The sequence below is a fragment of the Lysinibacillus sp. NPDC058147 genome (assembly GCF_042884205.1).
Classification (GTDB): Bacteria; Bacillota; Bacilli; order Bacillales_A; family Planococcaceae; genus Lysinibacillus.
Window position 1 is genome coordinate 619217 of sequence record NZ_JBHVUJ010000002.1, and the last position, 26036, is coordinate 645252.

The 26036-nt window shown below is 37.2% G+C and carries 25 protein-coding genes; 2 read left to right on the forward strand and 23 right to left on the reverse strand.

Going from position 1 to position 26036, the window contains the following annotated elements; genetic code table 11:
- Positions 1 to 25 precede the first annotated feature (25 nt).
- The 17 genes from ACFVT8_RS08515 to ACFVT8_RS08595 form a co-directional block, all read right to left on the reverse strand.
- Positions 26 to 622 carry a class I SAM-dependent methyltransferase gene (locus ACFVT8_RS08515; protein WP_387083178.1) on the reverse strand — a complete coding sequence of 199 codons (597 nt, stop codon included), beginning with the start codon at positions 620 to 622 and terminating at the stop codon, positions 26 to 28.
- A gap of 1 nt (position 623) precedes the next feature.
- A complete protein-coding gene (locus tag ACFVT8_RS08520; protein WP_387083179.1) occupies positions 624 to 1187 on the reverse strand; it encodes a cysteine hydrolase family protein in 564 nt (187 codons plus the stop codon).
- Positions 1188 to 1475: 288 nt separating this feature from the next.
- Positions 1476 to 1667 carry a hypothetical protein gene (locus ACFVT8_RS08525; RefSeq protein WP_387083180.1) on the reverse strand — a complete coding sequence of 64 codons (192 nt, stop codon included), beginning with the start codon at positions 1665 to 1667 and terminating at the stop codon, positions 1476 to 1478.
- Between the two features lie 501 nt (positions 1668 to 2168).
- On the reverse strand, positions 2169 to 3803 hold the full coding sequence (locus ACFVT8_RS08530) for a right-handed parallel beta-helix repeat-containing protein (protein ID WP_387083181.1): 1635 nt from the start codon (positions 3801 to 3803) through the stop codon (positions 2169 to 2171).
- Positions 3804 to 4069: 266 nt separating this feature from the next.
- Entirely contained in the window at positions 4070 to 5752 is a 1683-nt protein-coding gene (locus ACFVT8_RS08535) for a methyl-accepting chemotaxis protein (RefSeq protein ID WP_387083182.1), read from the reverse strand.
- Positions 5753 to 6019: 267 nt separating this feature from the next.
- Positions 6020 to 6457, reverse strand: a complete 438-nt coding sequence (locus ACFVT8_RS08540) for a hypothetical protein (RefSeq protein ID WP_387083183.1) — start codon at positions 6455 to 6457, stop codon at positions 6020 to 6022.
- Between the two features lie 249 nt (positions 6458 to 6706).
- Complete coding sequence (locus ACFVT8_RS08545; protein WP_387083184.1) at positions 6707 to 7231, reverse strand: tubby C-terminal domain-like protein; 525 nt, start codon at positions 7229 to 7231, stop codon at positions 6707 to 6709.
- An 86-nt stretch (positions 7232 to 7317) separates the two neighbouring features.
- Complete coding sequence (locus tag ACFVT8_RS08550; RefSeq protein ID WP_387083185.1) at positions 7318 to 8424, reverse strand: DUF4179 domain-containing protein; 1107 nt, start codon at positions 8422 to 8424, stop codon at positions 7318 to 7320.
- A complete protein-coding gene (locus ACFVT8_RS08555) occupies positions 8408 to 8950 on the reverse strand; it encodes a sigma-70 family RNA polymerase sigma factor (protein WP_387083186.1) in 543 nt (180 codons plus the stop codon). Before ACFVT8_RS08555 ends, ACFVT8_RS08550 begins: the two co-directional genes overlap by 17 nt.
- Positions 8951 to 9331: 381 nt before the next feature.
- The gene (locus ACFVT8_RS08560) at positions 9332 to 9649 is read right to left on the reverse strand and encodes a hypothetical protein (RefSeq protein ID WP_387083187.1); all 318 of its coding nucleotides are present in this window, start codon (positions 9647 to 9649) and stop codon (positions 9332 to 9334) included.
- Between the two features lie 114 nt (positions 9650 to 9763).
- Complete coding sequence (locus tag ACFVT8_RS08565; protein WP_387083188.1) at positions 9764 to 10480, reverse strand: toast rack family protein; 717 nt, start codon at positions 10478 to 10480, stop codon at positions 9764 to 9766.
- 177 nt (positions 10481 to 10657) lie between these two features.
- Entirely contained in the window at positions 10658 to 11539 is an 882-nt protein-coding gene (locus ACFVT8_RS08570; protein ID WP_387083189.1) for a hypothetical protein, read from the reverse strand.
- Complete coding sequence (locus tag ACFVT8_RS08575) at positions 11523 to 12056, reverse strand: sigma-70 family RNA polymerase sigma factor (protein WP_387083190.1); 534 nt, start codon at positions 12054 to 12056, stop codon at positions 11523 to 11525. The genes ACFVT8_RS08570 and ACFVT8_RS08575 overlap by 17 nt, the downstream gene beginning before the upstream one ends.
- Before the next feature lie 107 nt (positions 12057 to 12163).
- Positions 12164 to 12547 (reverse strand): SRPBCC family protein, encoded by a 384-nt coding sequence (locus tag ACFVT8_RS08580; protein ID WP_387083191.1) that lies wholly within the window; start codon positions 12545 to 12547, stop codon positions 12164 to 12166.
- Between the two features lie 164 nt (positions 12548 to 12711).
- Entirely contained in the window at positions 12712 to 13500 is a 789-nt protein-coding gene (locus tag ACFVT8_RS08585; protein WP_387083192.1) for an ABC transporter permease, read from the reverse strand.
- Positions 13497 to 14504: an ATP-binding cassette domain-containing protein gene (locus ACFVT8_RS08590; RefSeq protein ID WP_387083193.1), complete on the reverse strand. Its 1008-nt coding sequence runs from the start codon at positions 14502 to 14504 to the stop codon at positions 13497 to 13499. The genes ACFVT8_RS08585 and ACFVT8_RS08590 overlap by 4 nt, the downstream gene beginning before the upstream one ends.
- A gap of 145 nt (positions 14505 to 14649) precedes the next feature.
- Complete coding sequence (locus tag ACFVT8_RS08595; protein ID WP_387083392.1) at positions 14650 to 15882, reverse strand: MFS transporter; 1233 nt, start codon at positions 15880 to 15882, stop codon at positions 14650 to 14652.
- 120 nt (positions 15883 to 16002) lie between these two features.
- Between ACFVT8_RS08595 and ACFVT8_RS08600 the strand changes: the two genes are divergently transcribed.
- Entirely contained in the window at positions 16003 to 16878 is an 876-nt protein-coding gene (locus ACFVT8_RS08600) for a LysR family transcriptional regulator (protein ID WP_387083194.1), read from the forward strand.
- A 166-nt stretch (positions 16879 to 17044) separates the two neighbouring features.
- On the opposite strand, the gene ACFVT8_RS08605 is transcribed toward ACFVT8_RS08600, so the two are convergent.
- The 6 genes from ACFVT8_RS08605 to ACFVT8_RS08630 all read right to left on the reverse strand — a co-directional run bounded on the left by ACFVT8_RS08605 (position 17045) and on the right by ACFVT8_RS08630 (position 24636).
- Positions 17045 to 18145: a lactonase family protein gene (locus ACFVT8_RS08605; RefSeq protein WP_387083195.1), complete on the reverse strand. Its 1101-nt coding sequence runs from the start codon at positions 18143 to 18145 to the stop codon at positions 17045 to 17047.
- A 170-nt stretch (positions 18146 to 18315) separates the two neighbouring features.
- Positions 18316 to 19308 (reverse strand): sensor histidine kinase, encoded by a 993-nt coding sequence (locus tag ACFVT8_RS08610; RefSeq protein ID WP_387083196.1) that lies wholly within the window; start codon positions 19306 to 19308, stop codon positions 18316 to 18318.
- A complete protein-coding gene (locus tag ACFVT8_RS08615; protein WP_387083197.1) occupies positions 19305 to 19976 on the reverse strand; it encodes a response regulator transcription factor in 672 nt (223 codons plus the stop codon). The genes ACFVT8_RS08610 and ACFVT8_RS08615 overlap by 4 nt, the downstream gene beginning before the upstream one ends.
- A complete protein-coding gene (locus tag ACFVT8_RS08620; protein WP_387083198.1) occupies positions 19976 to 20965 on the reverse strand; it encodes an alpha/beta fold hydrolase in 990 nt (329 codons plus the stop codon). Before ACFVT8_RS08620 ends, ACFVT8_RS08615 begins: the two co-directional genes overlap by 1 nt.
- A 129-nt stretch (positions 20966 to 21094) precedes the next feature.
- Entirely contained in the window at positions 21095 to 22906 is a 1812-nt protein-coding gene (locus tag ACFVT8_RS08625; protein ID WP_387083199.1) for an ABC transporter ATP-binding protein, read from the reverse strand.
- Complete coding sequence (locus tag ACFVT8_RS08630) at positions 22903 to 24636, reverse strand: ABC transporter ATP-binding protein (RefSeq protein WP_387083200.1); 1734 nt, start codon at positions 24634 to 24636, stop codon at positions 22903 to 22905. Before ACFVT8_RS08630 ends, ACFVT8_RS08625 begins: the two co-directional genes overlap by 4 nt.
- Positions 24637 to 24958: 322 nt before the next feature.
- On the opposite strand from ACFVT8_RS08630, the gene ACFVT8_RS08635 reads away from it, so the two are divergent.
- Positions 24959 to 26020 (forward strand): tetratricopeptide repeat protein, encoded by a 1062-nt coding sequence (locus ACFVT8_RS08635; protein ID WP_387083201.1) that lies wholly within the window; start codon positions 24959 to 24961, stop codon positions 26018 to 26020.
- Positions 26021 to 26036: the final 16 nt, after the last annotated feature.

Genomic DNA, 26036 nt, shown 5'->3' on the forward strand with positions numbered 1-26036 from the left:
ATATATATCCTCCATTTTCTATGTATCATTTCAGCCCTGTTATACAAAGCCATCCTTTTTGTGTGTTTTCCCTTATCGTAACGCTTTGAAATCCAATACTTTCAAACAACTGCTTAATTTCAGATTTGGTTTTATAGGCTTTCATATGATAATTAATTTTATAGAGCTCCGAAATTATAATAAACTTCCCATCGTCCTTCAATACTCTAAATACTTCCTTCACATCATTTGCTAAGTCTGGCCAAAAATAATGCGTTTGAAATGCTGTAATTGTATCGAAAAACTGATCCGTGTAAGGAATGTTCGACACACTAGCTTGCGTCACAATCACTTTTCCATTTGCTACATCCATCTGATTTGTTTTTATAGAGTCTTTGACAGCCTGCGCAGAAAAGTCTATCCCATAGATTTTACCACTTGGATTAATTTTCGATAAGGATTGAAGTGTTTTTCCACCACCACATCCAATATCTAACACAATATCGCCATCATTTATAGCTTCCTGTTTCATTAGCCAAGTATTCATCCCACTATGTGCCTTATTCATAATTCGTAACATCATTGAACCTACGAATCCCCTTGGTTTCTTAGCTTGCTCAATTAATCGTTGTAAAAGCGTCATTTCAACATTCCACCTTATCATTTTCACTTTTAAAAATTTGCATCGAACTAAGGATTAAGATGTCTTGTCTAGCTAGTTTTGTTAAGGCCACCTCTCTACTTTGATCAGTAGCACCTGCGACCGCATCCTCCACAACAGTAACAATAAAATTTCTAGCTTTAGCCCCTTCCACTGTTGCAGTTACACAGCCCTCAATAAAAACTCCTGTTACTATTAATTTGTTTATGCCATTATTATTTAAATACGTTATTAAGCTAGGATTGCTAAATGCATCCGCTTTCTTTTTTGAAAAATACGCACCCTTGACTTTTGATAGACGGTCATCCAATTCAGCACCTTTACTGCCTTTTAATGCAGTAAATTTTCGTAAAAGATTTGAGAGTACATCCGTGCGCGCAAACTCATTTCTAATATAGATGATCGGAACATTCGACTTTTCAGCCCTTTTAATAAGGTCATTAATGCTATTTATAGTTGGCTCAATTTGATGCTTTGCTACAGTCATTCGAGCTTGATCACTAAAATAATCATTTTGAATATCAAGTACCATTAACGCTTGCTTCAAAGTACTCCCCTCCCTATATATATCTATCTTCATAATACGTTCTCAACATAAAAAAGTTTCAATTTTTACCATTTCAGGAAGGGGATACCCTATGACTAAACAAGCTGCTTTGGAAGAAGTGCCTATAAAAAATGTTAAAAAAATCACAAGCGCTTCGTATTTAGTAAATTCATAGCACTTGTGATTTTATTCAAATATAAGTAAGAAAAATAATAATCGATTTGATCATGTCAAATTGTCAATTTAATATATTCTTATAACAGATATGTAATTTATCAAAAAATCTAATTAATTTAAATATGTACTGTTTGAAATATTTCTTTCGCGCTCATCAATTATTAAATGGATAATATATGCAAGTTGTTGCTCAATTTGCATATTGTTAAGATGCAGGATGTCCGCAATTGCATTTTTTTGCTTCTCTTCTAATCCCACCTTCTCAAGCATTAACATCATTTCTTCTTTCGAAAGTCCAAACATATATTTTTCACCTCTAATTCATCCATTTATTATTTTACAAACATTATTCATATTTCTCAAACAACGAACTAATACAAACATTCTATGAACCATTTTTACTGATTATAGGATATAACATGGAAATTAATCAATCCAATATCTACATTAATTTAATAATAATTTAACCTCTTTAAAAAATCATTGTTATTAAATTAATAATTTTCTAATGAAGGTACTATAACAATATTTTTTGTCACCTATTAATTCTATTATAAAAATAACAAGCCCTTTTGTCGAATTTTAGCATTCTTCGTCACATCCTATTTATCACAATTAGAAACCGTTTACATAAAAATATGCTTTAGATTGTAATGATCTAATGGTAGCAGATAGAACACTCACTTTTTTAATATGTATTCATCTTAATTATACTTTTCCCCTCGTTATTACAGGGCTTTTATCTCATAAAAAAAGTAATTTCAAAATAATTGAAACTACTTATCCTACTTTATTATTCGGTTATTACACTGTTTTATTAATATTATTCTTCAGAAGAGTTTTGTTAAGTTTTTGTAAATTTTCGAGTGGTATTCGCAATCCACCGTCTAGTTTTTGGATATCATTTGTTAATACAACGTGCTTTGTTTTGTCACTAGAATTGACAGGCAAATAAACTATTCTAGACGTTGTATCCTTCTTCCATATCGTCTCTTTTGTATACCCTTCGATAAATAACTGACTCTTCCCCTGTACAATAGCCGGTATTTTTACAGCCGTTAGATCTGTGTAAACCATCTCCAGTAAAGATTGATTAGACATGGCTAAAAATGGACGATCTGCTTTATCGATCGTACAATGCTCAATACGCCCCATCGACTTATCAGACCAAACTATTGCATACGGGCCTTCATGACAGGTTTTAAATTCACTATTCGCGACTTCAAAGATAGCATCAATACAAGTAATCGCATTCCCACTAATGTCTTCAAAAGTACAATTATCAGTAAATAATCGAGCATTATTTATATAAAGGTGATGACTTTTGAGCTCTCGAATTGTTGTGTTCTGAAGCGTAATCTTGGCGTGATCATTGCCATAAATACCACCTGCCTGCCCATATTGAATCATACACTGATGGAGCTTTAAACCGCTTGAGTCAATAATAAAGTGAAATTGCGGGTGTTCTTGGAGATCACACTCTGTCATTGATACATCGGCTTCATTGGCAATCGTTACTCCTGTTGCTTCTCCCTTTTCTATTTTACATGTACGCAACTCCGCTTTACTATTTTCAATTAACAACTGTGACTTCACATGTCGATGGAACTTACAATCATACAATATCCCCTTAGAGTTCTCTCCAAGATAAAGGCCATTCCCAGCTCCATCAGATAAGATAGAATCCGTCACCAACAACTCACTTTGATGAACAACAATGTGCGTGTCTTGATGTTGTTTGATTTCACAGCCATCCATCGTTAGTTTCGAGCTATCGAAAACTTGCATCCCTATATCTTGCCCTTGGTGAATAAGTGTATTGGTCATTGAAATTGAACTGGAGGCTGCAACAATTTGCGCCTTTTGATGTCCATGAATTTCACAATCCGTCATCTCCATCTTTACATCCTGTATTGCAATAATGCCATTCGTTCGGCCTTCCAACAGCATACAATTTGTCATTGCGATATCACTTTTCTGTGCAGAGATTTGAGCCTTTACATGATGCTGGATAGTCGTATCCACAAGAATAACGCTCGAACCATTATCAATACGTAAGCCAAAATGATTGACAGGGCTCGCTAAAATATCAACATTTTTCATCATGAGACTCCCAAAGCTAACAGTCACTTGTGCCTGCACCATTTGCTGCTCAACGACACAATTTTCCAGCTGTAAATCTCCCTTTACATAAATGCCCTGCCCTTGAGTAAAACGCAAATTCCGCATATTTACAAGTGTTCGATAGCGTATAAAAACGCCACCTTTAATGGTCACATTCCCCACTCCATAAAGTGTCAGCCTTTTGGAAATTTCGAAGCTTTCTTCATATATCCCTTCCCGGATTTCAATAAAATCTCCCGGCTCTGCCTCTTGAATCGCCTGCCCAATGTTTTGGTATCGGTGCATAATTCCTCTCTTTACAACAAGTGTCGCCATCTCTACACTCCTATTGTCGGTTTTATTTTATTTATATCCCCATTGAACTTCGTATTATTCAATTTTGTATAAATATTTTAGAACCTGTTTGTATATAGATCGATGACAACCCTATTTAGGGAAAGCTATTTATATAAATCCTCTATCCCTCCTCAACACCATAAAAAACCAGCAATCACAAGATTTCCTCGTCAATTGCTGGTTTAACAGATTTTTAATTTTCGGTGAAGCATTTACACTTACACGCATTAAATGTATGTCCAAAATTACAATTTAAATTTCCTAACAAGATCGTTGAGTTTCTCTGCCATGTCCGCTAAATTGGATGAACTGTTTTTGATTTCATCCATCGAGTTTGCTGCTTGTTCGATCGTTGCCGAAGTTTCTTGTATGCCTGCAGCCGATTGCTCCGATACAGCTGCAATTTCATCCACTGATTTATTAATATTGACAGTGTTTTGTACTACGTCTTCTAGCTTTGTCTTCATGTTGTCTATGTTAGTTGACATTGAGTACACAGCCTCTGCAATGTGGCCGAATGTTTCATTTGTAGATGCAATTTGAGCGGTACCTTTCTCAACCTCTTGATAGCCGTTTTCCAGAGAAGATGTCACCATGTTCGATTCTTGTTGGATTTTTTGTACGATATCCGTGATATCATCCACTGAGACTGCTACTTGTTCTGCAAGTTTACGAACCTCATCTGCAACGACCGCAAATCCTTTACCATGCTCTCCAGCTCTTGCCGCTTCGATAGCTGCATTAAGCGCCAGTAAATTCGTTTGTGCGGCAATATCCTGAATCACTGCCACGATTTTTGAAATATCCTGTGTTTGTTTACTAAGTTCGTCTACCTTATATACAGCATCCTTCACAATATGATGGATGGATGTCATTTGCTCTGTAGATGCATCCATTAAACCTTGGCCCTCTTTCGTTAAAGCCATGACATTTTGGGAATATTGCTGAACATCCGAACTGTTATTATTGACATCTGTCATCTTCAATGTGAATCCTGTCATTGTCGTAGCTACATCTGACGCATTACTCGCCTGAACCTCTGTGCCACTTGCTATTTCTGTAACCGTATCGACAATTTGTTCCGTTCCAGTTTTCACCTCTGTCGCTGATTGCATAAGCTCTTCACTATGTGCAGCCACGTCATTAGACACGGTTTGAATTTGCTTTAATAAACGGTTCAAAATTTCGGACATCTTATTTGTCGCTTCTGTAAGCTGGCCTACTTCATCTTTTGATTTCACCACTAGTGCAGGCTCACTTAAATCACCTTCAGTAATTCGTTGCATACGATTTGTTACAGCGATGATTGGTCTAGAAATGAATCGAGCACTTAATAATGCAATCACGATCGAAACGATAACAATCACAATACCGACGATTATACCTGTAAGCTGCTTAGTCTCGCCATCACTGACAATGTCTGCACCAGTCGTATTAATCGATTGCTTCCGATGTTCTGCTAACCCCTCAAAGCCTTCACGTATTTCCGTAGCCTCATCACTCATAGTTGCTAAATTTTTTGTTGCTTGTTCAATTTGGCCTTGATCATAAACAGTAAATACTTCTTTTTCAACATAACTGCTCCATTCTTTAGCCATTTCCGCAAGTTTGTTGAAATCACCTGTCTCTGATATTGCTAAACGTATTTTCTCATTCTGATCAGCATGCTTGACATTATCTTCAAAAATTTTCTTATACTTTTCATCTCCAGAAAGTACATATCCTCTAGCTGCCGCAATCCTTAGCCCTATCGTCTGGGCTTCCTCATAATCTGTAATTAGTAATTGCATTTCTTCATCTATAATTCGTTCCGTTGCGCTGTTGCTTTGGTTGACTGCATAAAAATTGTAACCAATGTATAAAACCACTACTGCTACTACAATGCTGAAGGAAAAAACGATTCTTTTACTAATTGACTTAAAATTCATTTCAAATTCTCCTTACTTTCCAAATGCAATCTAATGTGCATTGTCATAATTTGCACACCATTAGTAATCTAACACTCCTGAGCAGGATTTGGATTGATTTGGAATTTTACCTAGATTAAATGAAATAATTAGATGATTTTTATGTAATATTCAGCAGATTATTATAGCCATAATTTTCTAACAAATTGACTACCAAAAATATCATAACAGGACTTTTTATATAAAAAAGAACAACCTCAAAAGTAGGCTGTTCCTTCTATTTAAATATTAATCCCAATAATTAAACATAACATCTCCGATTGTTTTACTATCAAAGTGTGAAATGTATTTCCATTCCAACTCAGATAAACTATGCAACTCCTTATCCTGCATCAACAATGTGTTTAGTGTATCGGCAGTAAGGCATTTACGCATCGGAAAATATTTGTGTAATTGAGTTTTTGTTAAAAATTGAAAGCTAAGCTCTTCATCAAACTTAGCAAACGCAATATAAGGCATCAGTCTATGATGAAGTATCGTCAAACGTTCATCTTCCAGTTGAATCACCGCTTGCATATAAACAAAATGAGGCTGATCAATAAATTGTACCGCTTTTGCTCGTTGTTCACTTGTAACTAAATGATAAACCATCGACTGGAAAGATCGCATATCCTGTTCAATTAGATGGTCTGCATCAAAACCTGAAATCCCTTTAGTTAATCGCAACGAATCACCCCTTTATTATTGTGTCTATATGACCTTCTAGTAAAGATAGGCAGATTCCTTCAATGATGATCTAATTTCTTGTTATTTGATAAACAATTTTAGCCGCTTAAGTAGCAGAAGGTCTTTTTTTCATTTATCGCTCAAACTTTTCAATTTAATACCCTATTTTTCTGATTTATCGCCTAACTATTTCTGTTTATCGCCCAACTTTTTCGTTTTATCGGACACTTTTTCAAATTTATCGACATCTTACGCTCCTACAAACAACACAGCCTGTCCAATCGCAATAAAAAAGCCTTCATGTTGCACTGGACTGTTTTCTTCAATTTGTAGGGTAATCTCAAAATGAGTTTCACAAAAGACTGCCTGCCAACGTGCAATTGGTTGATCCTCTAATGAAAATACGGACCAGTCCTCCATTTCCTTGTTGAGTTTTATTGTTTGGACATCATCCGTGATGATTAAGTCAGGAATCATAATTTGCCAGCCATCATAGGCAATCATATACTCTTTGCCAGTGACGAAATCCTTCCCTTTAAAATGCACTCGCCCACGACGCGATACTTTCTTACATGTAAAAAGAGGCTGACCCGCGACATCACTGACATCAAAACGTACAAAGTATCGATAGTCCATCGTGCGGTCAAATGCCCTTTTCAAGCCATTCGAATAAACACGCTGAACAGTAGACGATACTTCCCCCGCTTCATTTAAAATGGCTACTTCCTCTGTTGATTCAATTGCCGCTGGTTGTTTATATGTATAAATCTTCAATCCGTTCGCTCCTTCTTTCAGTTGCTTTCTATAAACTAACATAAAATAAGCGCCAAATACAAAGGTTGTATTTGGCGCTTGAATGTTTATTTAGTTTGCTTAGGTACTTCTACAGTGAATGATTGGAACTTCACTTCTTTTAGTGATGACTTATCGAATGGAATTTTTGTTTCTGTGCCATTCTTATCAATTTGTACACCGCCTCCGCCTGAAGGGAGCATTAAATACGGAGTTATCGTTAATTTTTGAACATCATCTGTAATCGGGTCAAAGGACTTTATGCTGCTAAAGTTCCATACACCATTTTCAAAATGACCTTCTCCTCCACCAGAATGCGAAGTAATCTCCTTGCCAGTCTGATCGGTAATACGGAATTCTATAAACGATGCACCTACTTGTGAATTATCAATTGTACCCTTTTCAGAAGCTTTATAGTCAAGTGCTATACCTGACGGGCTTAATGAAATTTTTGACACATCCAGTTGAATGCCCTCTGCTTGTTGCTGATGATTCACCGGAACATAAATAGTATCGGTAATCTTTTTAACAGGAACTGTAAATTTCCATTGTTCTCCTTCTTTCCCTTCTAACAGTAAGCCCATTTCAAAGGAATCCGGCATTTTCCCCATCACGGCAAATCTTGCAAGTCCTGTATGAACCGTTGAACTTATAACCTTTTCTTCAAAGCTTCCAGATGCCACTTCAGGGTTTTTACCATTAATAGTAAAGTCCAGTCCTGCCCCAAAGTAATCTTTACTTAATTCTTTTTCAGAATCAACTGTAAATCCTACCGTAATATTAGATTCATCATATAGGACTTCGTCTATCGTTACGGAAATACCGTTAATTGTATGTTTTTCTCCAATAGTGCTTGTTAGCCCTTGTTCACTTGCTTGTTTTAGCCCAAGGGAGCCGGAGTTACTAAATACTGACCCGACAATTGGTAGCTGTGATAATGTACTTGCGAAAGTTGGTGATACGTATGCGGCAGAACCTATCATAATACTAAATGCGGCCGCCGTACTTGCTACATATAATAATGGTTTACGTTTACTTTTTCTTTTCATTTGTACCGGTGTTTGAGTCATATTTGATTGCTCCTCTGCTTGTTTTATTCCATTTGTAATTGCTGCTCGAACCTCTTCTCTTGGGAATTCTGGAAGGGTACCGTTTTCATTAAATGGCTTTTTCATTGAACGTTGCACTCCTTTCTAATTCTCGTTTTAATTGTTTTTTTCCACGATGCAAATACGTTTTAATAGTGCTAACCGGCTTTTCCATAACTTCAGAAATTTCTTTAATCGGTAAATCGCGATAATAAAATAAAATGATGGCCATTTGCTGAGAATGATTCAAATGCTGTATAGCATCCGATAGATCGATTGGATTCGCAATAACATTTTCTTGCTCCTGTAAACGATTTAATAATTCACTTTCTTCATAAGGAATGATTTTCTGCCCTTTTTTTAGCAAACGATAGCATTCATGTATTAAAATGCGAAACAGCCATGTGGAGAAAAATTCCGGATGCTTAAGCTGATGAACGGTTAGATAGGCTTTACATGCCGCTTCTTGAATAGCATCCAATGCATCCTCTTTTTGGCCAACATAAGAAAGCGCAGTATAATATAATTTTTCTTCCTCTAGAATGAGCAGCCGCTCAAAAGCTTCCTTATTTCCTGCAATAGCCTGTTTGACGATCGATAAGTCATGTTCCATGCTGTTTCCTCCTTTCAATACTTAGAGTAAATAACTCTATCAAAAGGTTTCACTTTGATAAAAATCTTTTTATTAATAAACTAAAATAGCTCGTCAACATAACGTGGGGTTGATTTCCGCTCCAACTGGGCTCTTTCCTGTGGGCGTCCGCTGAGCCGCTTGGGCCAACATGATGTTGGTCACGAAGGCGTTATCACAGGATGTGATGTTTTTAGCCTTCGTTCCTCTGCCTGCTCGCTCCAGGATTTCAACTGTGACGCTATGATTTAACCCCAAGGAGTCGCCCAGCAATATCCAATTGCATATGTAATAAAAATTTCTCACCCGAATTTTGGTGATAAGCAAATACAGTGGTTCTTCTTCAAATGCTGGGGCTGACGTTCAATCCGTCACTTTTGGCTCTGCTATCGTGCATTTTTTTGTTCTATCCATGATTTTGACAGTTCTATCCATGATTTTGGCTCTTCTAACCAGGATTTTGAGTGTTCTATCCACGATTTTGGCTCTTCTAACCAGGATTTTGAGTGTTCTATCCACGTTTTCGGCTCTTCTTTCCACGTTTGGCTCTCTATCCACGTTTTTAGCTCCTCTATCCACGATTTTGAGTGTTCTATCCACGTTTTTGGCTCTTCTTTCCACGTTTGACTCTCTATCCTCGTTTTTGACTCTTCTTTCCACGATTTTGATCGTTCTATCCATCTTTTACCGTGTACTTTATTTCTTCTATCCACCACTTTGACCTATCTATCCGTCACCTATTTTTCTACAAAAAAAGTAGACTACTTCATCTAGAGTAGCCTACTAAACTTTTCTTTATTTATCCAATTTAAAGGTAACTTCGCCAACTCCCATTTCTGAATGGACCTCTATTTTCACATCTGCTTTATCATACGCTTCGTTTACATAAACCCCTTTGCCTTTAGAAATAAAGCCATCTACATCTAATGATCCGATGCCGTTTTCTGTCGTAAGCTTTACCCCAACTTCTGATGGTAAAATGACAGTAGTTTGCCCAACACCTGTTTCAATATTCGTTTCGAAGCTTTTTTTCCAATCGCCACCTAAATTCACTTTGAGATCGCCAACACCTGTGTTAATATCTAATTTTTCCAACTGGAGCCCTTGTAAGTCTAGTTCTGCATCCGACGCGCCCGTTTCGACTGAGAGATCCATTGGAATATCTTCATTCAGTTTAATATCCCATATATTTTTTATTTTCCCAAAACGCACGCTAGTAGAGCCTTTATGGTCAATCGATACTTCTCCTGTCTTGCCATGTAAATCATATTTTACTTTTGGTGCCAGTTTATCAATATTGTATTGAGCAGTACCTTCAACCCAATCCTTAGCACCTTTTTCTACTGTAATTTCTCCAATACCCAGCTGTAATTCAACATCTAGTTTTTCTGCTTTATCCTTTTCGACTAGGATTGTTTCATCTTTGGTTTTACTTGGTATGATTGAGTTGCACCCCGAAAGCGCAATTAAAGAGGCGCCTATTACCAAACCAAGTCCCATAAATTTTTTCAATGTAATTTCCTCCCGCAAAATAGTATTCCAATAATTTCATTATATAGGAATTTTCATTTATAAAAACGACCCTCCGCTTTAAAATCTTCTAAGACCTAAGACGTAGTGAGCACTCCTTCCATGGTTATGTCAAAAATGACCCCCGTATGAAAGCATCATATTCATACGGGGCAGCTGTTAATAGGTGAAAACACGTGAAGTATTATAGAGAATAGAAGCCTTTCCTTCATGATCCAATGCATGTATCAGCAATTGAGGAGTAGCGATTTCTGATTTTAGAGGCACTGATATTAATTGCGCATCATTCGAATCAACTGTTTTCTCAATACGCTCGTTCCCAGTGTCTATTATTAATTTTTCAATGTTATGATTGTTAAGTAATGGAATAAAAAGATTGTGGATGTCTTTAAAATAAATAGGACTCAGTGTATCGACTTGATACTGGATATAGTAATCTAGTGCATAGCCTTTTCCATCATGCTTGAATATTGAAATGCCAAGAAGGTCATCCTTTGAAAAATAACCTAGTCTATACTGACGAATCGTTATTGTATCATTCATTTTCACACCATCAGGGAATGGTATCCACTTTAACGAATTTTGAATCTCCGCTTCATTTTGTACGTAAACGCGGTACCCAATTCGTTCAGACATATTCCCTAAAATAGCGATAATAATGACGATACATAGTAGTACTCGCCAAAACCATTTTTTCAAGAATGCTAATATCGCAAAAATAAGTAAGAACACAGAACTCACTGATCCTACTACCATCCAAGGTTGTGTTAATACGCTATAATCTTTCACCCTCCCAGACTTTTCTGGATAGAAATTTGAATCGACAACCGTCGACGTCGTTGATTGGATATCATGTTGGAAAAGCATCATCTTTAAACCGATGATCAGACAAGCTGTTACGACTACTGATAGGATAATTGGCATTAACGGTGTTCGTCTCTTCGTTTTTTGATTGATTTTTTGAAACGTTTTACCATGACTTTCATGAGAGAATTTACCTTCCTTATACATTTCGTTGATGGCATTACGAATCTGATCCATATTCGAACCCCTCCTCCAATAGCGTGATGCCAACCATTTGACGCGCTCGCCTTAATCGTGTTTTGACTGTATTTTCTGGTAGCTTTAGCAATTCTGCAACGTCCTTTAAGGAAAACTCTGCAAAGTGAAATAGTAGTAGTACATCTTTGTATTTCGTCGGGAGTTTCTCTATCGATGCCACTAGCAATGCATCTGTCTCTCCTATTAATACTTCTTTTTCAGGATTATTGGAAAGGCTCTTTAATTTGCTCCAATAATCAATGGCTTGTATTTTTTTATAACGCCAGCTTGAAAGATAACTATGACAATTGTTAATCGCAATTCGATATAAATATGTTTTGATGGAAGCTTCTTCACGAAATTGCTCCATTTTTTCATAATATTTAACAAAGGTATCTTGTACTAAATCTTCAGCCACTGTCCAATCTTGAACATATGTATAACAAACTCGTAATAAAAAATCTCCGTATATTGTCATGGCTCTAGTTAAGTGAGCGTCCTTCTGTTCTTTTAACATTTTGCTCGCCCCCTTTGCTTTTATAAAAAAGCATTTACAGTTAGACTGATGAACAATAAAAAAGTTTCATGAAAAAATCAAATTTTTCACGAAACTTAACTTACATGTTAAAGGCTATCATTTTTTTCTGCTAAAGCTTTTAAGCTTGCGAGAGAAGCCTCGTAGCCGCTCGTATTAAAAGTGACCGTGGTGCCATTTTGTTCTTCCTCTAAGTCAATAGCGATCAGTGTTTCTTCTATACCTAAGTAAAACGAAAACTCCTGATTTGGCGTTACGTTTTTTATCGTTAACATTATAGGTAATTTTTCCGCAAGCTGATTTTGTTCATTCGGCATTAACGTGAAAATCATCTCTTCTCCAGCCTCTAATTTTGGAATTTCCCAAGTTGAGTCTGGGGCGTACCATTGCGTTAGCAGCTGCTCCTCTGTAACAGCCCGCCAAACTGTAGCAATACTTGCATCAATCCAAATCGAATTTTTTTCTTGATCCATCAACGCATTCCTCCGTTTGCTGAGTCAATTCCTTTTTCCATCATTTTATCCTATTATAGGAATCAGCAACAGTTACAACTTTTATTATTTGCTTTTACGCAACAATCCAAAATAAAAAGCGTGTTTTGACAATTGCTTAATCAAAACACACTTAAAGATTTTTGCTATGTTCTACGCATATAAGCACGAACTGTTAGTGGCGCAAAAATAATAACAACGATTGCAGCTCCAATTAGTGAAGCTGACAAATCCCAACCTACAGTTCCTGAATTTGAAAGTTCTCTAACGGCCGTGACAAGATGAGAAATTGGATTAATTTTCACAAACCATTGCAGGAAATTTGGTAGGGTCTCGGCTGGAACAAAAGCGTTAGAAAGAAATGTCAGTGGAAACAGAACGAGCATGGATATTCCCTGTACACTTGAAGCTGTACGCGCAATGACACCAAAGAAGGCAAAGATCCAGCTTATAGCCCAGGCACAGACAATAACTAAAAGCCCCGCAAGTACAACATACCCCAATCCACCTTCTGGTCGATATCCCATGATATATCCCATTGTAAAAGTAAGTACAGTTGCAATAGTATAACGAATCGTATCTGCCAAGAGAGCTCCAGCCAGTGGTGCAATACGTGCAATCGGTAATGATTTAAACCGGTCGAACACTCCTTTATCCATATCTTCCCGTAATTGAACTCCTGTAACGATTGAGGTAGTGATGACAGTTTGCACAAGAATCCCTGGAATAATGACTGGCAAATAGTTTTGCACATTGCCCGAAATGGCTCCCCCAAAAATGTAGGTGAACATTAGGGTGAAAATAATCGGCTGAAGTGTTACATCAAACAATTGCTCTGGTGTACGCCGAATTTTTAATACACCTCGATAGGCCATCGTTAACGAATTTCTTAAAGATTGATTGAAGCTCGGCTTCTTTAGTAATTGACTTTTCATACTCTTTCCCCCTCTACTAGCTGTTCTTGGGGAACATTCTCACCGGTAATTGTCAAAAACACTTCATCTAAGGTCGGTTTTTGTACACTGAACTCATCAAGTTGTATTCCTTTTTCACGAAGAGCGATCAGTAAATCAGTAACTGCGTCAACATTTGCCATCGGGGCAGTAATCTTTCCGATATCCTGTGTAACCGTAGTTTTTACTTTGAGTATTTTTTCTACGGTTTCACGAGCAACTATGATCTCCTGAGGATTTTGAATGTTCAAATGTAAAGATGATGTGCCTACAGACGCCTTTAGTTCATCGACTGTCCCCTCCGCAACAACACGGCCATGGTCGATAACGGCAAGTCGATCTGCCAGTTCATCAACCTCTTGCAGATACTGTGTCGTTAATAGGACGGTTGATCCTGTATCTACTAAGCGACGGATTGTGTCCCACATTTGATTACGTGTTCGAGGGTCTAAGCCTGTAGTCGGCTCATCTAAGAAGATCAATGGTGGCTGTGCGATAAGACTTGCTGCCAAGTCCAAGCGACGACGCATACCACCAGAGAAATTTTTCAACGGACGTTTAGCGGCTTCTGATAAACCGAACTCTTCCAGTAATTCAGCCGCTTTATTTTTAGCCTCTGTACGTCCCAATCCTAGTAAGCGAGAGAAAATTATCAAATTTTCCGTTGCACTAAGTGACTCGTCAACAGAAGCATACTGACCAGTAACTCCAATTAATTGACGAACAATATGTGGTTCTTTCACTATGTCATAACCAAATATTCGTGCCGACCCAGCATCTGCTCGTAGTAAGGTTGCAAGCATTCTGATAGTGGTAGTCTTTCCTGCTCCGTTAGGACCAAGTACACCATAAATAGTGCCAGCACGTACGTTTAGATCGACACCATCAACTGCACGATTATCTCCAAAGTGTTTGATGAGACCATGTGCTTCAATGGCCAAATCATTATTTGCTATAGGGTTTTTCATTCTATTCACATTACCCATTGTATTTCCTCCTTCGCTAATTACCATCGTTCCATTTTTCATGAAACAGATGAAAATCATTATTCTAAGTTTTTATAGATATTGTCTATAAACGGATGATACAACAAGTTTATGAACTGAATGTGAACCGAATAATTTTAATCATTCATTGAATTTGATCGGCCGTTTTTGAACTCTTCATACTTTTGGTCGTCGTTCTATATAAATTCATTGCACCGAGAGTGACAACTAATGCAACAATATCCAATGCTACTTGATAGCTTGAAAATGTCGTTACCATAAAACCATATAACGAAGGAGCGATCACTATAAAAAATTGATTCAACGTCAAGGCTGCACTCACAGTTAGACCAACATAATTTGGATTCGATTGTTCTGTGACACAAGCGATATACAATGAATACCAGCCAAGTCCAACGAAGCCTAATATGAAACAACATAATAGCATTAAGATTTTCACATGTAGCATAAATGGCAATATGACGGTAAGAATAGCTGCACTAGCCATTACGATTATTAATAAACGCTCCCTCTTCTGTGCAAAAAATTGATCACTAATCCAAGCAATGGCTACCCTTCCAATCATTCCACCAAGCAATACAAGGCTTAAATACTGCCCTGCCTCTGTTAAGGTATAACCGCCTTCTGCATGTAAATAACTCATGAAATGGGCAACAAGTATCATTTGTAGGGTCATCATCACAATTCCTACAATATAAATTGGATATAAATCTTTATTATTTTTTATAGCTTCGAGCTTCTCTTTAAATGTGATAGAGGTCGCAGCTACTGCTACACGTTTTTTAGGCTCCTGATAGATCAGTAAAAAGAGCACTCCGCCGGCAATAGCTACTAAGCCTTGCACAAGATGTACCGATGTCAGGCTATAATGATGGTACATATATGTAAGAATAACGGAGGCTAACGCCCCACCGATTGGGATGCCTGTTTGTCGAATGCCAATTGCTAGCCCACGATGTTTGTCTGGGAACCATTTCACAATTGCGGTGCTGCCCCCTGTTTGTGCACTTCCGTACCATACGCCCACGATTAATAATAAAAATAATAACACTGCATAATTATTGACCAACATGAGTAGTAAAGCTGAGAATCCTAATAAAATAGAGCCCCATCCGATGATTTGTTTCTCCCCTTTTTTATCCATCAAGTAGCCGAACATAATCATCGAAAAGATTGGGCCAATATTAACGGCAGAAACGATAAAACCTGTTTGGAGTGATGATAAATTCCATTCAATTTGATAAAATGTGGCAATTGGCCCCATACCGTACGTCACAAATGTTGCCGCAGTCTGTGACAACGTAGCCACTAATACTATGATCCACTTATAATATGTATTCATAAAAATTCCTCCAATGCTCTTACACTAAATCATATTAACTTTACATATTTGAGTTTACGCTTACCTTATGAATGCGTAAAATGGAGGAAAGTGATAGTGGCTATCAAAAAATTTTATAGGTGTGTGACATACAACATGAACATAGAAGAAATAGCATTAAAGGTCGAGATTTTGGAGAGGCAAAATCTTAGTAAATCCGCTGAAATAACGAATTATACACAATCTGCCTTAACCTCTAAAGTGAAGAAAATGGAGGCTGAAATTGGTCAGGAGGTGTTTAAACGTACACCGCAGGGCTTGAAGATTACAGATGTAGGGATACACTATTTAAAATTTTTAAAGCTGATTACACAGGAATACGATGAATTTTTACAAGAAATTGGTTCTGCGCGAACGAATACAAAAATTAACTTCGGCACTTCCCATACAACGATAAAAATTTATGGCGCATCCATTATGAACGCCTTACAAACAAATGATATTCCGTTAGACGTCGATTTCACGGTTGAATCAAGCACTTCCTTAAATGAAAAAATCCATTCCGCCGAAATGGATTGTGCACTGACGAGTAATCCTTTTAAACACTACCCTGATGTAAATTATGACTTGATTACAACAGAAACATTTGAAGTCATTTCGAATAATTCTTATATTATTGATTTTGAGAAACGTTCGCCTGTTACACTACTTGTGTTAAGTAGAGGCTGTATGTATACTCGGGCGATGACAGAGTGGTTAAAAAAGAATCAAGTTCCATTTACGATGAAGGAAATAAAATCGGTCAGTAGTATCCTTGATTTTCTACAAATAGACAATACAATTGCTGTGTTAAATACAAAACTAATTGACCTTTATAATTACTCCAACATTCACTATTACGATTTGCCGCAGTTAAATAAGGAAATAGAGACTGTCTTTATTTACAAGAAGAACGAAAATCAACAATCTTCTATTTTTCAATTAAAACATGTGATTGAATCGTTGTTGGAAGACCCTATCGAACAAAGCTAGTTCGCTAGGGTCTACTAGCAATTTATCGGAACTATTTCAAGGTTTAACGGAACAAATTTTTATTTTATCGGAACTATTTCAAGGTTTATCACCCTAATTTTTAAATTTATCGCCTAACTTTTATAATTTATCACCCAACTTTTTTAATTTATCACCCAACTTAAAATCAAAGAACCGCTAACCCCTGTGAGCCAAAATAAGGGAGTTGAGTCCACGCAGCAACCTGCAATCTAATTAGACTTCCACCTTCTTGAATAGCAAATACAGAGACTGTTCCCTGATTTCCGTTAAGGGTGTAAAAATGCCGCCCATCTTTGCTCACACCAACATCCATCGGGAGTCCTGGAGCTGTTCCTTGTGGTGTACTGGTAATATGCCCTGCTACTGACAGTTCACCATCAGGGTCGATTCGGTATGTGGAAATTGTGCCGCTTAAAGTATTCGTTATGAATGCAAAACGTTCATCTCTAGTTGTGATTACCCAACATGCGGTTTTATATCCGTTTTGTACAGAGCCGCTGATCACATGAAGAATCCCGTCGTTGTCCATTGAATAGGAAGAAAGGGCATTTGAACTCGCTTCAGTAACTAAGAGGATTCCAGTAGATAAAAAATATGCCCCCAATGGACCGTCACCATAAGAATCATTGACGATTGGTTCTGTAACCATACCGTTTTGATTAACGTTGAAAACGCTAAGACGGTTCGAAGTATACTCGGTTACAAGGAGCTTACTGCCATCACTTGTGAAAAGAACTTGAGCGGGCTCGGCATTGAAAGTGCTGAGAGAACGTGAGGAGCCAGTGATAGGTGTAAGGCGTCCGTGTTCATCTATACGAAAACCCATGATGTTCGATGCATAATTGTTCCCAGCAAACCCTACATTGGCAACATAGACAAGATTACCAAACACATCTACACTATTTGGCTGAGCACCTCCCGACGGCTTTACGTCCACTAGAATGGGTACACCGCTGTCACTAATGAGAAAACTACTAATACTATGACTGCCTGCGTTTACTGCGAGAAGGAAACGACCATCAAGGGATAAGGTCAAAGCTCCTTGTGACGTCAGGGAGTCGACCCCATTGTTTGGCGTTGCCGCAGAAACTTTCCTTATACCAGTACCCCTCCCATTAGTCGGGTAGGCACCCGCGAAGGTAAGCATTCCATTTATGTCCCTGTGAAAGGCAATGACTTGATTCATGACTTCATTATTCGTCATCATGTAAACCATACTTACACTTGCAGGGGAATTTTTGTTCATAAAAACTTTCCTCCTTTTATAGCTTTATATGGTTCTTTTACGTTTTCGATTCCCTGTTTTTTATTAATAAACAACATTAGTCTGGAATCAGCTGTCCAATTGTTGTGCAGCAAGACCTAGCTTTTTCCGATGTAATAAAAAAACAACGGCAAAGAAAAAAGCCGTTGTTTTTAGGTTGAAATAGAAAAACAAAATGATGTTCCTTCTTCATCTGAATGGAGTGAATAGCTTACTTGAAGAATTCTAGCGATGTCATCAACGATTTTCAAACCTAGACCCCCACTTTCACGATTCTGTTCAAAGCCAATACCGTTATCCATCATGAAAATCTGATTATCTTTCATTGTTATCTCGAGCTTTGTAGCTTTTGAATGTTTCAAAGTGTTTTGGAACACATTATCGAACATTCGTTGTAACCATAGTTCATTACTCATCCATGTTTTATGGGTATCTTCTGGATGATAGATTAGTTCAATGTTATGCATTCTATATAAATAGCTCCACTTTTTTATCATCGTTTCTAACAATGTCGTGAGTTGCACTTCTTCCGTCACGATATACGAATTTTCTATTGTGTCTAAGGATTGCAAATTAAATTCATTCGTTAAGTTAGAGATATATTGAATTTGCTCATTCAAGGATTCCACCAATTTTGGTTGCTCCTTATAGTATTTTTCTAGATAAAATAATTGTAAACGGATCGCAGTTAACGGTGTATTAATGTCATGCCTTAGCTTTTGTAATAGCTCTTTTTGTAGTTCCTGCTGTTGTTTAAGCTCTAATTCCCGATAAGTAGTTCGCTCAATTAGTATGTTCACCGACTGAATTAACTGTCCAATCTCATCCTCACTGCCAACCTCTAATGTACTCGGTGTACTTTCATTACTCGCTAAGTCACGAATCGTTTTGTTTAGCATATTAATTTTCGTCAATAATGTATTAATCGATTTCGAAAATAAATATGCTAGCAAACATAATGATAGGAAGAACACAAATAGCATCGTTGGATAGGCGAAAGATTCATGGAATGGAGTTCCTTTATTTCTAGTTTTAAAAGCGAACTCGTAAATAATAGACATCGACACACTAATCCCTAACAATACGATTGGAACACTGACTATAGCAGTAAACAATAATAATCGATATTTTATTTTTAATGTCATTTCTTTATGTAGGTATTTAATCGATACCCTTCTCCATAAATATTTTGTAGGATGGTACCTGATGAATCATGAATTTTCGTTCTGATCTTCTTGATGTGAACATTGATGATATTTTGATTTCGATCTTCAAGTGGCCATAAATAGTCAAAAAAATGATCCTTCGTTAACACCCTATCCTTGTTGTCATATAAATAAAAGAAAATTTTACGTTCGATTGCTGTTAATGAGATTTCATCATGTATATTATTTTTAAATAATTTACGATGCTCGGTATCAATTAATAGATGCTGGACTTGTTTGAATGTGCCATATTGTTGCTCAAGCATTTTCTGCATTCTTAAAAGAAGTTCTCTTGGATCAAATGGTTTTGTCATATAGTCTTCCCCAACTGTTAACCCTTGAAGCTTACTTTCTATATCATTACGAGCTGAAAGAAAAATAATGGGAATATTTAAGCCTAAGCTTTTAATGCTCTTTGTTAGCTGATAGCCATCCTCCCCCGGAAGCATAATGTCCATTATGACTAAATCAATTTGATGGATAAGGTTCATAATTTCTCGTCCATCGGTTCTCCATACAACGTCGTAACCTTCACGTTGTAGTATTTTTTTCATCAAATCACCAATCATTTGGTCGTCTTCTACTATTAAAATCGTAAATCCTTTCATTACCTCGGCCTTTCTTTGTTGCCAACTTTTGTCTTCATAAATTCTATAGCAAGATTATAAATCTCATCAGGCTTATATAAATAAATACTATGAGTACCGCTTAATTCTTTCACTTCCGAAATGTTAATTTGCTCGGCGAATTCTGCATATTTCTGACTATGGTACTTCGTAATTTCCGAATTTTTATTTTTTTCAACAATGGCATCTATTAATAATATCGGTGTGTCTTTTGGTTTCGGAAGCTCTTCTGATTTTAAACTATTTTCGTACACATGCAGTAGCTCATTTTTCATATCATCATTAAAAACTTGTTTATAGGATAATGCTTTATAAATGTCTTTTTCTTCCCCCGTTAAAAACGATTGCTTCATTACTTCTGGATTATACACTTGTGAAGGGAAAAAGCGTTGTAAGCCTATTTTCGTTAGCATATTCATTCCTCTAACAGTCCATAAATCGACTACTCCCATTTTATGCTCCACATATTGACTTGGCAGACCAATATCAAGCGCAATAATTCCCTTAATTTCTTCAGGATATTTTTGTGCCCAATAAATCGCTTCAACACCTGAAATGGAATGCGGTACTAATATATAAGGAGGCTTATTCCCACTTTTCAGGAGAGCTTCCCTCGTCTGTGCTAACATTGTATCAATATCTCGTCCGTCCTTCGAGACATCGCTGTACCCATATCCCGCTCTTTCAAGAACAGCAATCTTATGTCCTTGAGAAAATTTACTGTACAGTCCTTTCATTTCATAAATGGGTGCCGCAACTCCTGAACCTGCCATAAACACATAAGTGTCCTGACCATCCCCCTCAGTGTAAACATTAATTTTTTGATGATCTACCTCAACAAGTGTTCCTTTAGTATCTAAAAGTTTGGATTCCTTACTAAGCTGATATCGATGATAGCTGAATATCGCCACTAGTCCAATAAGCATGAACACGATAAAGTAGATGACTATTTTCTTAAATATTTTCTTCATAAATTTCACCTCTCAGTTTGATAATGAAAAGGATAAACAATAAAAATAAATTTCCCATAAATTTTTTAGCAGAAAATAAAAAAGCTGTCTATTAAGTTTTTACTTACTTAATAGACAGCCTTCTATTTTTTATTCCACTTGCTCCAGCAACAATTTTTGCTGGAGGTTACTATAAATACCTTGTTTTTGCATGAGCTGCTCGTGATTGCCCTGCTCAACAATTTCACCTTGTTGAATAACAAGAATTTGGTCAGCATTTTCGATTGTTTTTAGACGGTGCGCAATGACAAAGCTTGTGCGCCCCTGCATTAAATGCTGCAGACCTTTTTGAATATCGACTTCTGTTTGCGTATCTACAGAGGATGTAGCTTCATCCAAAATTAAAATATCCGAATTTTCTAAAATTTCCCGGGCAATAGCTAATAATTGGCGTTGACCTTGACTTAAGTTCGCTCCACCTGCTTGTACAGGTGTATCATATTGTGCTGGTAAATATTTAATAAAGTTGTGGGCATTTGCGATTTTCGCCGCTTCTTCTACCTCTTCATCTGTGGCATCGAGTTTACCAAAGCGAATATTTTCACGAATCGTTCCAGAGAATAAATACGTATCTTGTAGTACGACACCTACTCTTTGACGGATCGTTGCCATTTTGTAATCCTCGATATTATGACCATCAATCAAAATATCACCTGCATCGACATCATAAAAACGAGTTAACAAATTGATAATCGTTGTTTTCCCTGATCCGGTTGGACCAACAAGTGCAATAGTTTCACCAGCCTTGGCATGGAAGCTAATATTTTTCAGTACCGGTTTCTCTGGCACATAGCTGAAGGATACATGTTGAAATGACACATCTCCTTTTAAACTTTGGCAATCAATGGCATGCTTTTTATCAGCTACTTCTGATGGTTCATCTAAAATTTCGAAAACTCGTTCTGCCCCAGCAATCGCTGACTGGAATGTATTCAAAAGGTTTGATAGTTGATTCAGTGGGCGGAAAAATTGACGTGTATACGTCACAAATGCGGCGATAACCCCAATTGAAACGATTCCTTTTACCGATAATAATGCCCCTGTTCCAATAACAACAGCTAAACCCAAGTTATTCATAAAGTTATTTATAGGGCCTAGTAGACCAGAAGTAATTTCTGCTCGCTGTGCTGAGTTACGAAGATTTTCATTTTGTTTATGGAACGTCTCAATCGTTTGTTGTTCTGTCCCAAAAAGCGTTACAACCTCCGCCCCTGTAATCATCTCCTCAATAGTACCGTTCAGCTTCCCTAAATCACGTTGACGTGCCGCATAGTTTTTACTACTACGTTTGACTATTTGCTTCGTCGTAAAAACGATGAGTGGAATAATGATCAGCGTCACAATTGCTAGCTGCCAGCTAAGCGAAAACATAGCAATACTAACACCGATTACCGTTAGAACTGACGAAACGATTTGTGTCACACTTTGTGCAAGTGCGGTATTTAAATTATCAATATCATTCGTTACACGGCTCATTAAATCACCAAGTGCTCGCTGATCGAAAAATCTCAATGTTAACGTTTGTAGCTTTTTAAACAGTTCAAGACGCAATGTACGAATTGTTTTCATCGCCACATGAATCATGACATATGTTTGTAGCCACGTAAAAATAGACGCCGCAGTGTAGATAACTGCTAGCACAACACCTAGACGAATCGTACCAGCAATGTCCTTTTTCATTATATATTCATCAACGATATGTCCAATTAAGTACGGCCCTGCTAAACTTAAAAATGTAGAAGCTACTACAAAAAAGATAGAGAAATATAGTCCTATTTTTTGCTGCTTCACATATTGCCACACACGATTAATCGTTGCTTTTTGATTTTTAGCTTTTTCAGCTGGTCCAGCCATTCGTGGTCCACGTCCAAAATTCATTTGCTTTGGTTGACTTTTACTCATTGTTGTTCACCAGCCTTTTGCTGTGAAGCGTAAATTGCTTGGTAGAATTTATTATTCTGTAATAATTGTTGATGTGTACCTTGACCAACAATTTCGCCATCCTCTACTACAAGAATCAAGTCCGCTTGTTGAATAGAAGCAATTTTAGACGCTACGATAAACGTCGTTGTGTCTTTATATTCATTGCTTATAGCTTGTTGAACATGTTTTTCAGAGGCGCTATCAAGAGCAGATGTTGTATCATCCAGGACTAAAATAGCTGGTTGTCTTACGAGTGCACGCGTTAACGCTAATCGTTGCTTTTGACCGCCAGAGAGATTGGTTGCTCCCTGTGAAAGTTCATGTGCTAAGCCTTTATCCAGTCGATCCACAAATTCAGTGGCACATGCTGCATCGAGAGCTTGCTGTATTTCCTCTGACGTTGCATCCTCTTTGCCAAGACGGATATTGTTGTCAATTGCACCTGAGAACAGTAATGCTTTTTGAGAGGTAAAGCCGATATGTTTGCGTACAGTGGATAATGCATAATCTTTTAGGGGTTTTCCATCCAAACGTATTTCTCCACTCGATGGGTCAAATAAACGTGGTAATAGCTTCACTAACGTTGATTTTCCACTACCTGTTTTTCCGATTAGACCTACCGTTTGCCCCGGCTTTACTGAAAATGTAATATTTTTCAGCACATCCTCCGCCGATTCATAATAACGATAGCTCACATTATGAAAGTCAATCGCCCCTTGAATTGGCGATGTAAGTGGATTTACCGCTTCTTTAACCGCTACTTCTTTATTTAAAACGTCCACGATACGCTCTCCTGAAGGAATAGCACGGGCAATTTGCATGAGCACCATGCTTGAAGTCATTAATCCATTTAAAATAATTGTTAAATAGTTAATAAATGCGAGAATGACCCCAACCTGTAGTGTACCTGATTCTACTTTAATAGCACCAAGCCAAAGTGCTGCGACAATTCCTAGATTGACAACGAACATCGTAAACGGCACGAGCACGCCAACAATTTGCTCAGCTGTAATAAAGCGTTTCGTCAGTGTATCATTAAGACCACCAAATTGTTCAATCTGTTGCGTTTCTCGACGGAACGCTTTCACGACACGAATTCCCGCTAAATTTTCCTGAAGCTTCGTATTAACACCATCAATCGCTTCTTGCACTCTACGGTATAGCACACCTGAGTACTTTGTGAAAAAGTACATCGCAATAATCAATATCGGCACGATAATAAGAAGTATGGAAAATAGTTCACGTGCTGTTACAAATACAATAATGACCGCTCCAATAAATAATAGTGGACCACGCACAAAAATACGCAATGTCATCATAAACGCGCGCTGAACACTTTCCACATCACTCGTTAAAATCGTAATAAGCTTCCCTGTTGTAAAAGCATCACGTTCCTTGGCCGAATACGTCATCATTTTTTCATAAAGTGACTGACGAACATCCGATGCAAAATGGATGGCTGCCTTCGAACTAAAATAGGAGCAGCCAATGCCACCAATAAGACCAAGTACCGCACTCATCAACATCAATACGAACATTTTCAGCACATATGGATTGTCGCCATTGGCAATACCCGTATCGATCATATGTTGCATAATAGTTGGCTGTAGTAAATCCATCGTTACCTCTAGTACCATTAATAATGGCGCAATCAAGGTAAAAAATTTATAGGGCCCTAAAAACCCTCCTAACTGTTTAATTGCCTGCATTCTTTCGTCTCCGTTCTGTTCTTTCACATCCGCTCTTAATTATAACTGAAAATCATTCTCAAATGGTAATTAATTTTTCGTGTCTCGTAATATTCGGGGCACGATCGATCATTTATATGAACTTCTAGTTGAAATAAAAGGAGGTTTTATCCTCTTTTTCCAGAATAATAATTATAGGTAATTAATTAACCTATTACCATAATTTGAGATACATTCAGTTCCGACTGTGCGCTTTCTTTTAAGCGTCCAATTTTCCACTGCAATAATTTATCTCTAATTTTTGGTATGAGCCTTTGAATTAAAGAAGAAAAGAGGATGTATCATGGAAAACACTATACATAGAGCATTACAACTACGAAGACAAGGACAACTACAAGAATCGAAAGAAATGTTTTTGACATTATTATCAAATGATCCACTCAATCCTTCCCTCCACTATCAATGTGCACGAAGCTTTGATATTTTAGCTGAAGAAACAAAGGCAATGCCACTTTATGAGAAGGCGATTGAATTAGGCTTAGCAGATGACGAACTAGAGGATGTATTTATCAAATTAGGCTGCATTTATCGAACACACGAACGCTTTTTAGAGGCGAAAAAGCTATACCAAGAAGCCATGCGTAAATTTCCTAAAAAAGAACAAATGAAAATATTTTACGCGATGGCATTATATAACTTAGGAGAACACTCTGAAGCAATGGGTTTCTTAATTGACAACCTCGCTTACACGACAACTAATCAAGATATATTAAAGTACTATCGAACAATCACTTATTTAGGTAGTCGATTAGATTCTAGTAGCGATAAAATTATCGCACTTGATAAAAATCAGCCATTACAACCTTCTACAAAATCTATCGTAGAAAAAGTAACAGAGGGGCTTAAAGATTTTGGTATTGGAGGTTTTTATACTAGTAGAGGTTTTGAGTATGATGAATATTATCACTTTTTTAATGATCGAGATTTAGAAACACGGAGATGTGCCCTTGCTGCTTTTACAGTAATGCTCGGTGCATGGCATGCTCTCAGCGGCTTTACCTTTATTCCACAACACGACCGAAAATATTTAGGTGGGTATGATCCAAATGAACCGTTTCATGAATTGAATAATTACATCGAAGCCTTCGTAGCTCATCATCAACAAATAAAACAAGATTTCCCTGTGATGTTTAAATATATCATTGAATTTTTAATTTCTATTGAAGAAGAAAGAAAAGTACCGTATGAAAAATGGTTTCCAGAATTAGATGCGCAACTCGTGCAACGATTGAGAGATGAAGTATTACTTCCCTACAAATCACTTTTAGACGTCCCTACTGAATACAAATACTTTTTAAAGGAAGCTGGCATTCAACCATTTTTCAAAGACGATTTTTTTGAATAACTAGAGAAAAGCCATG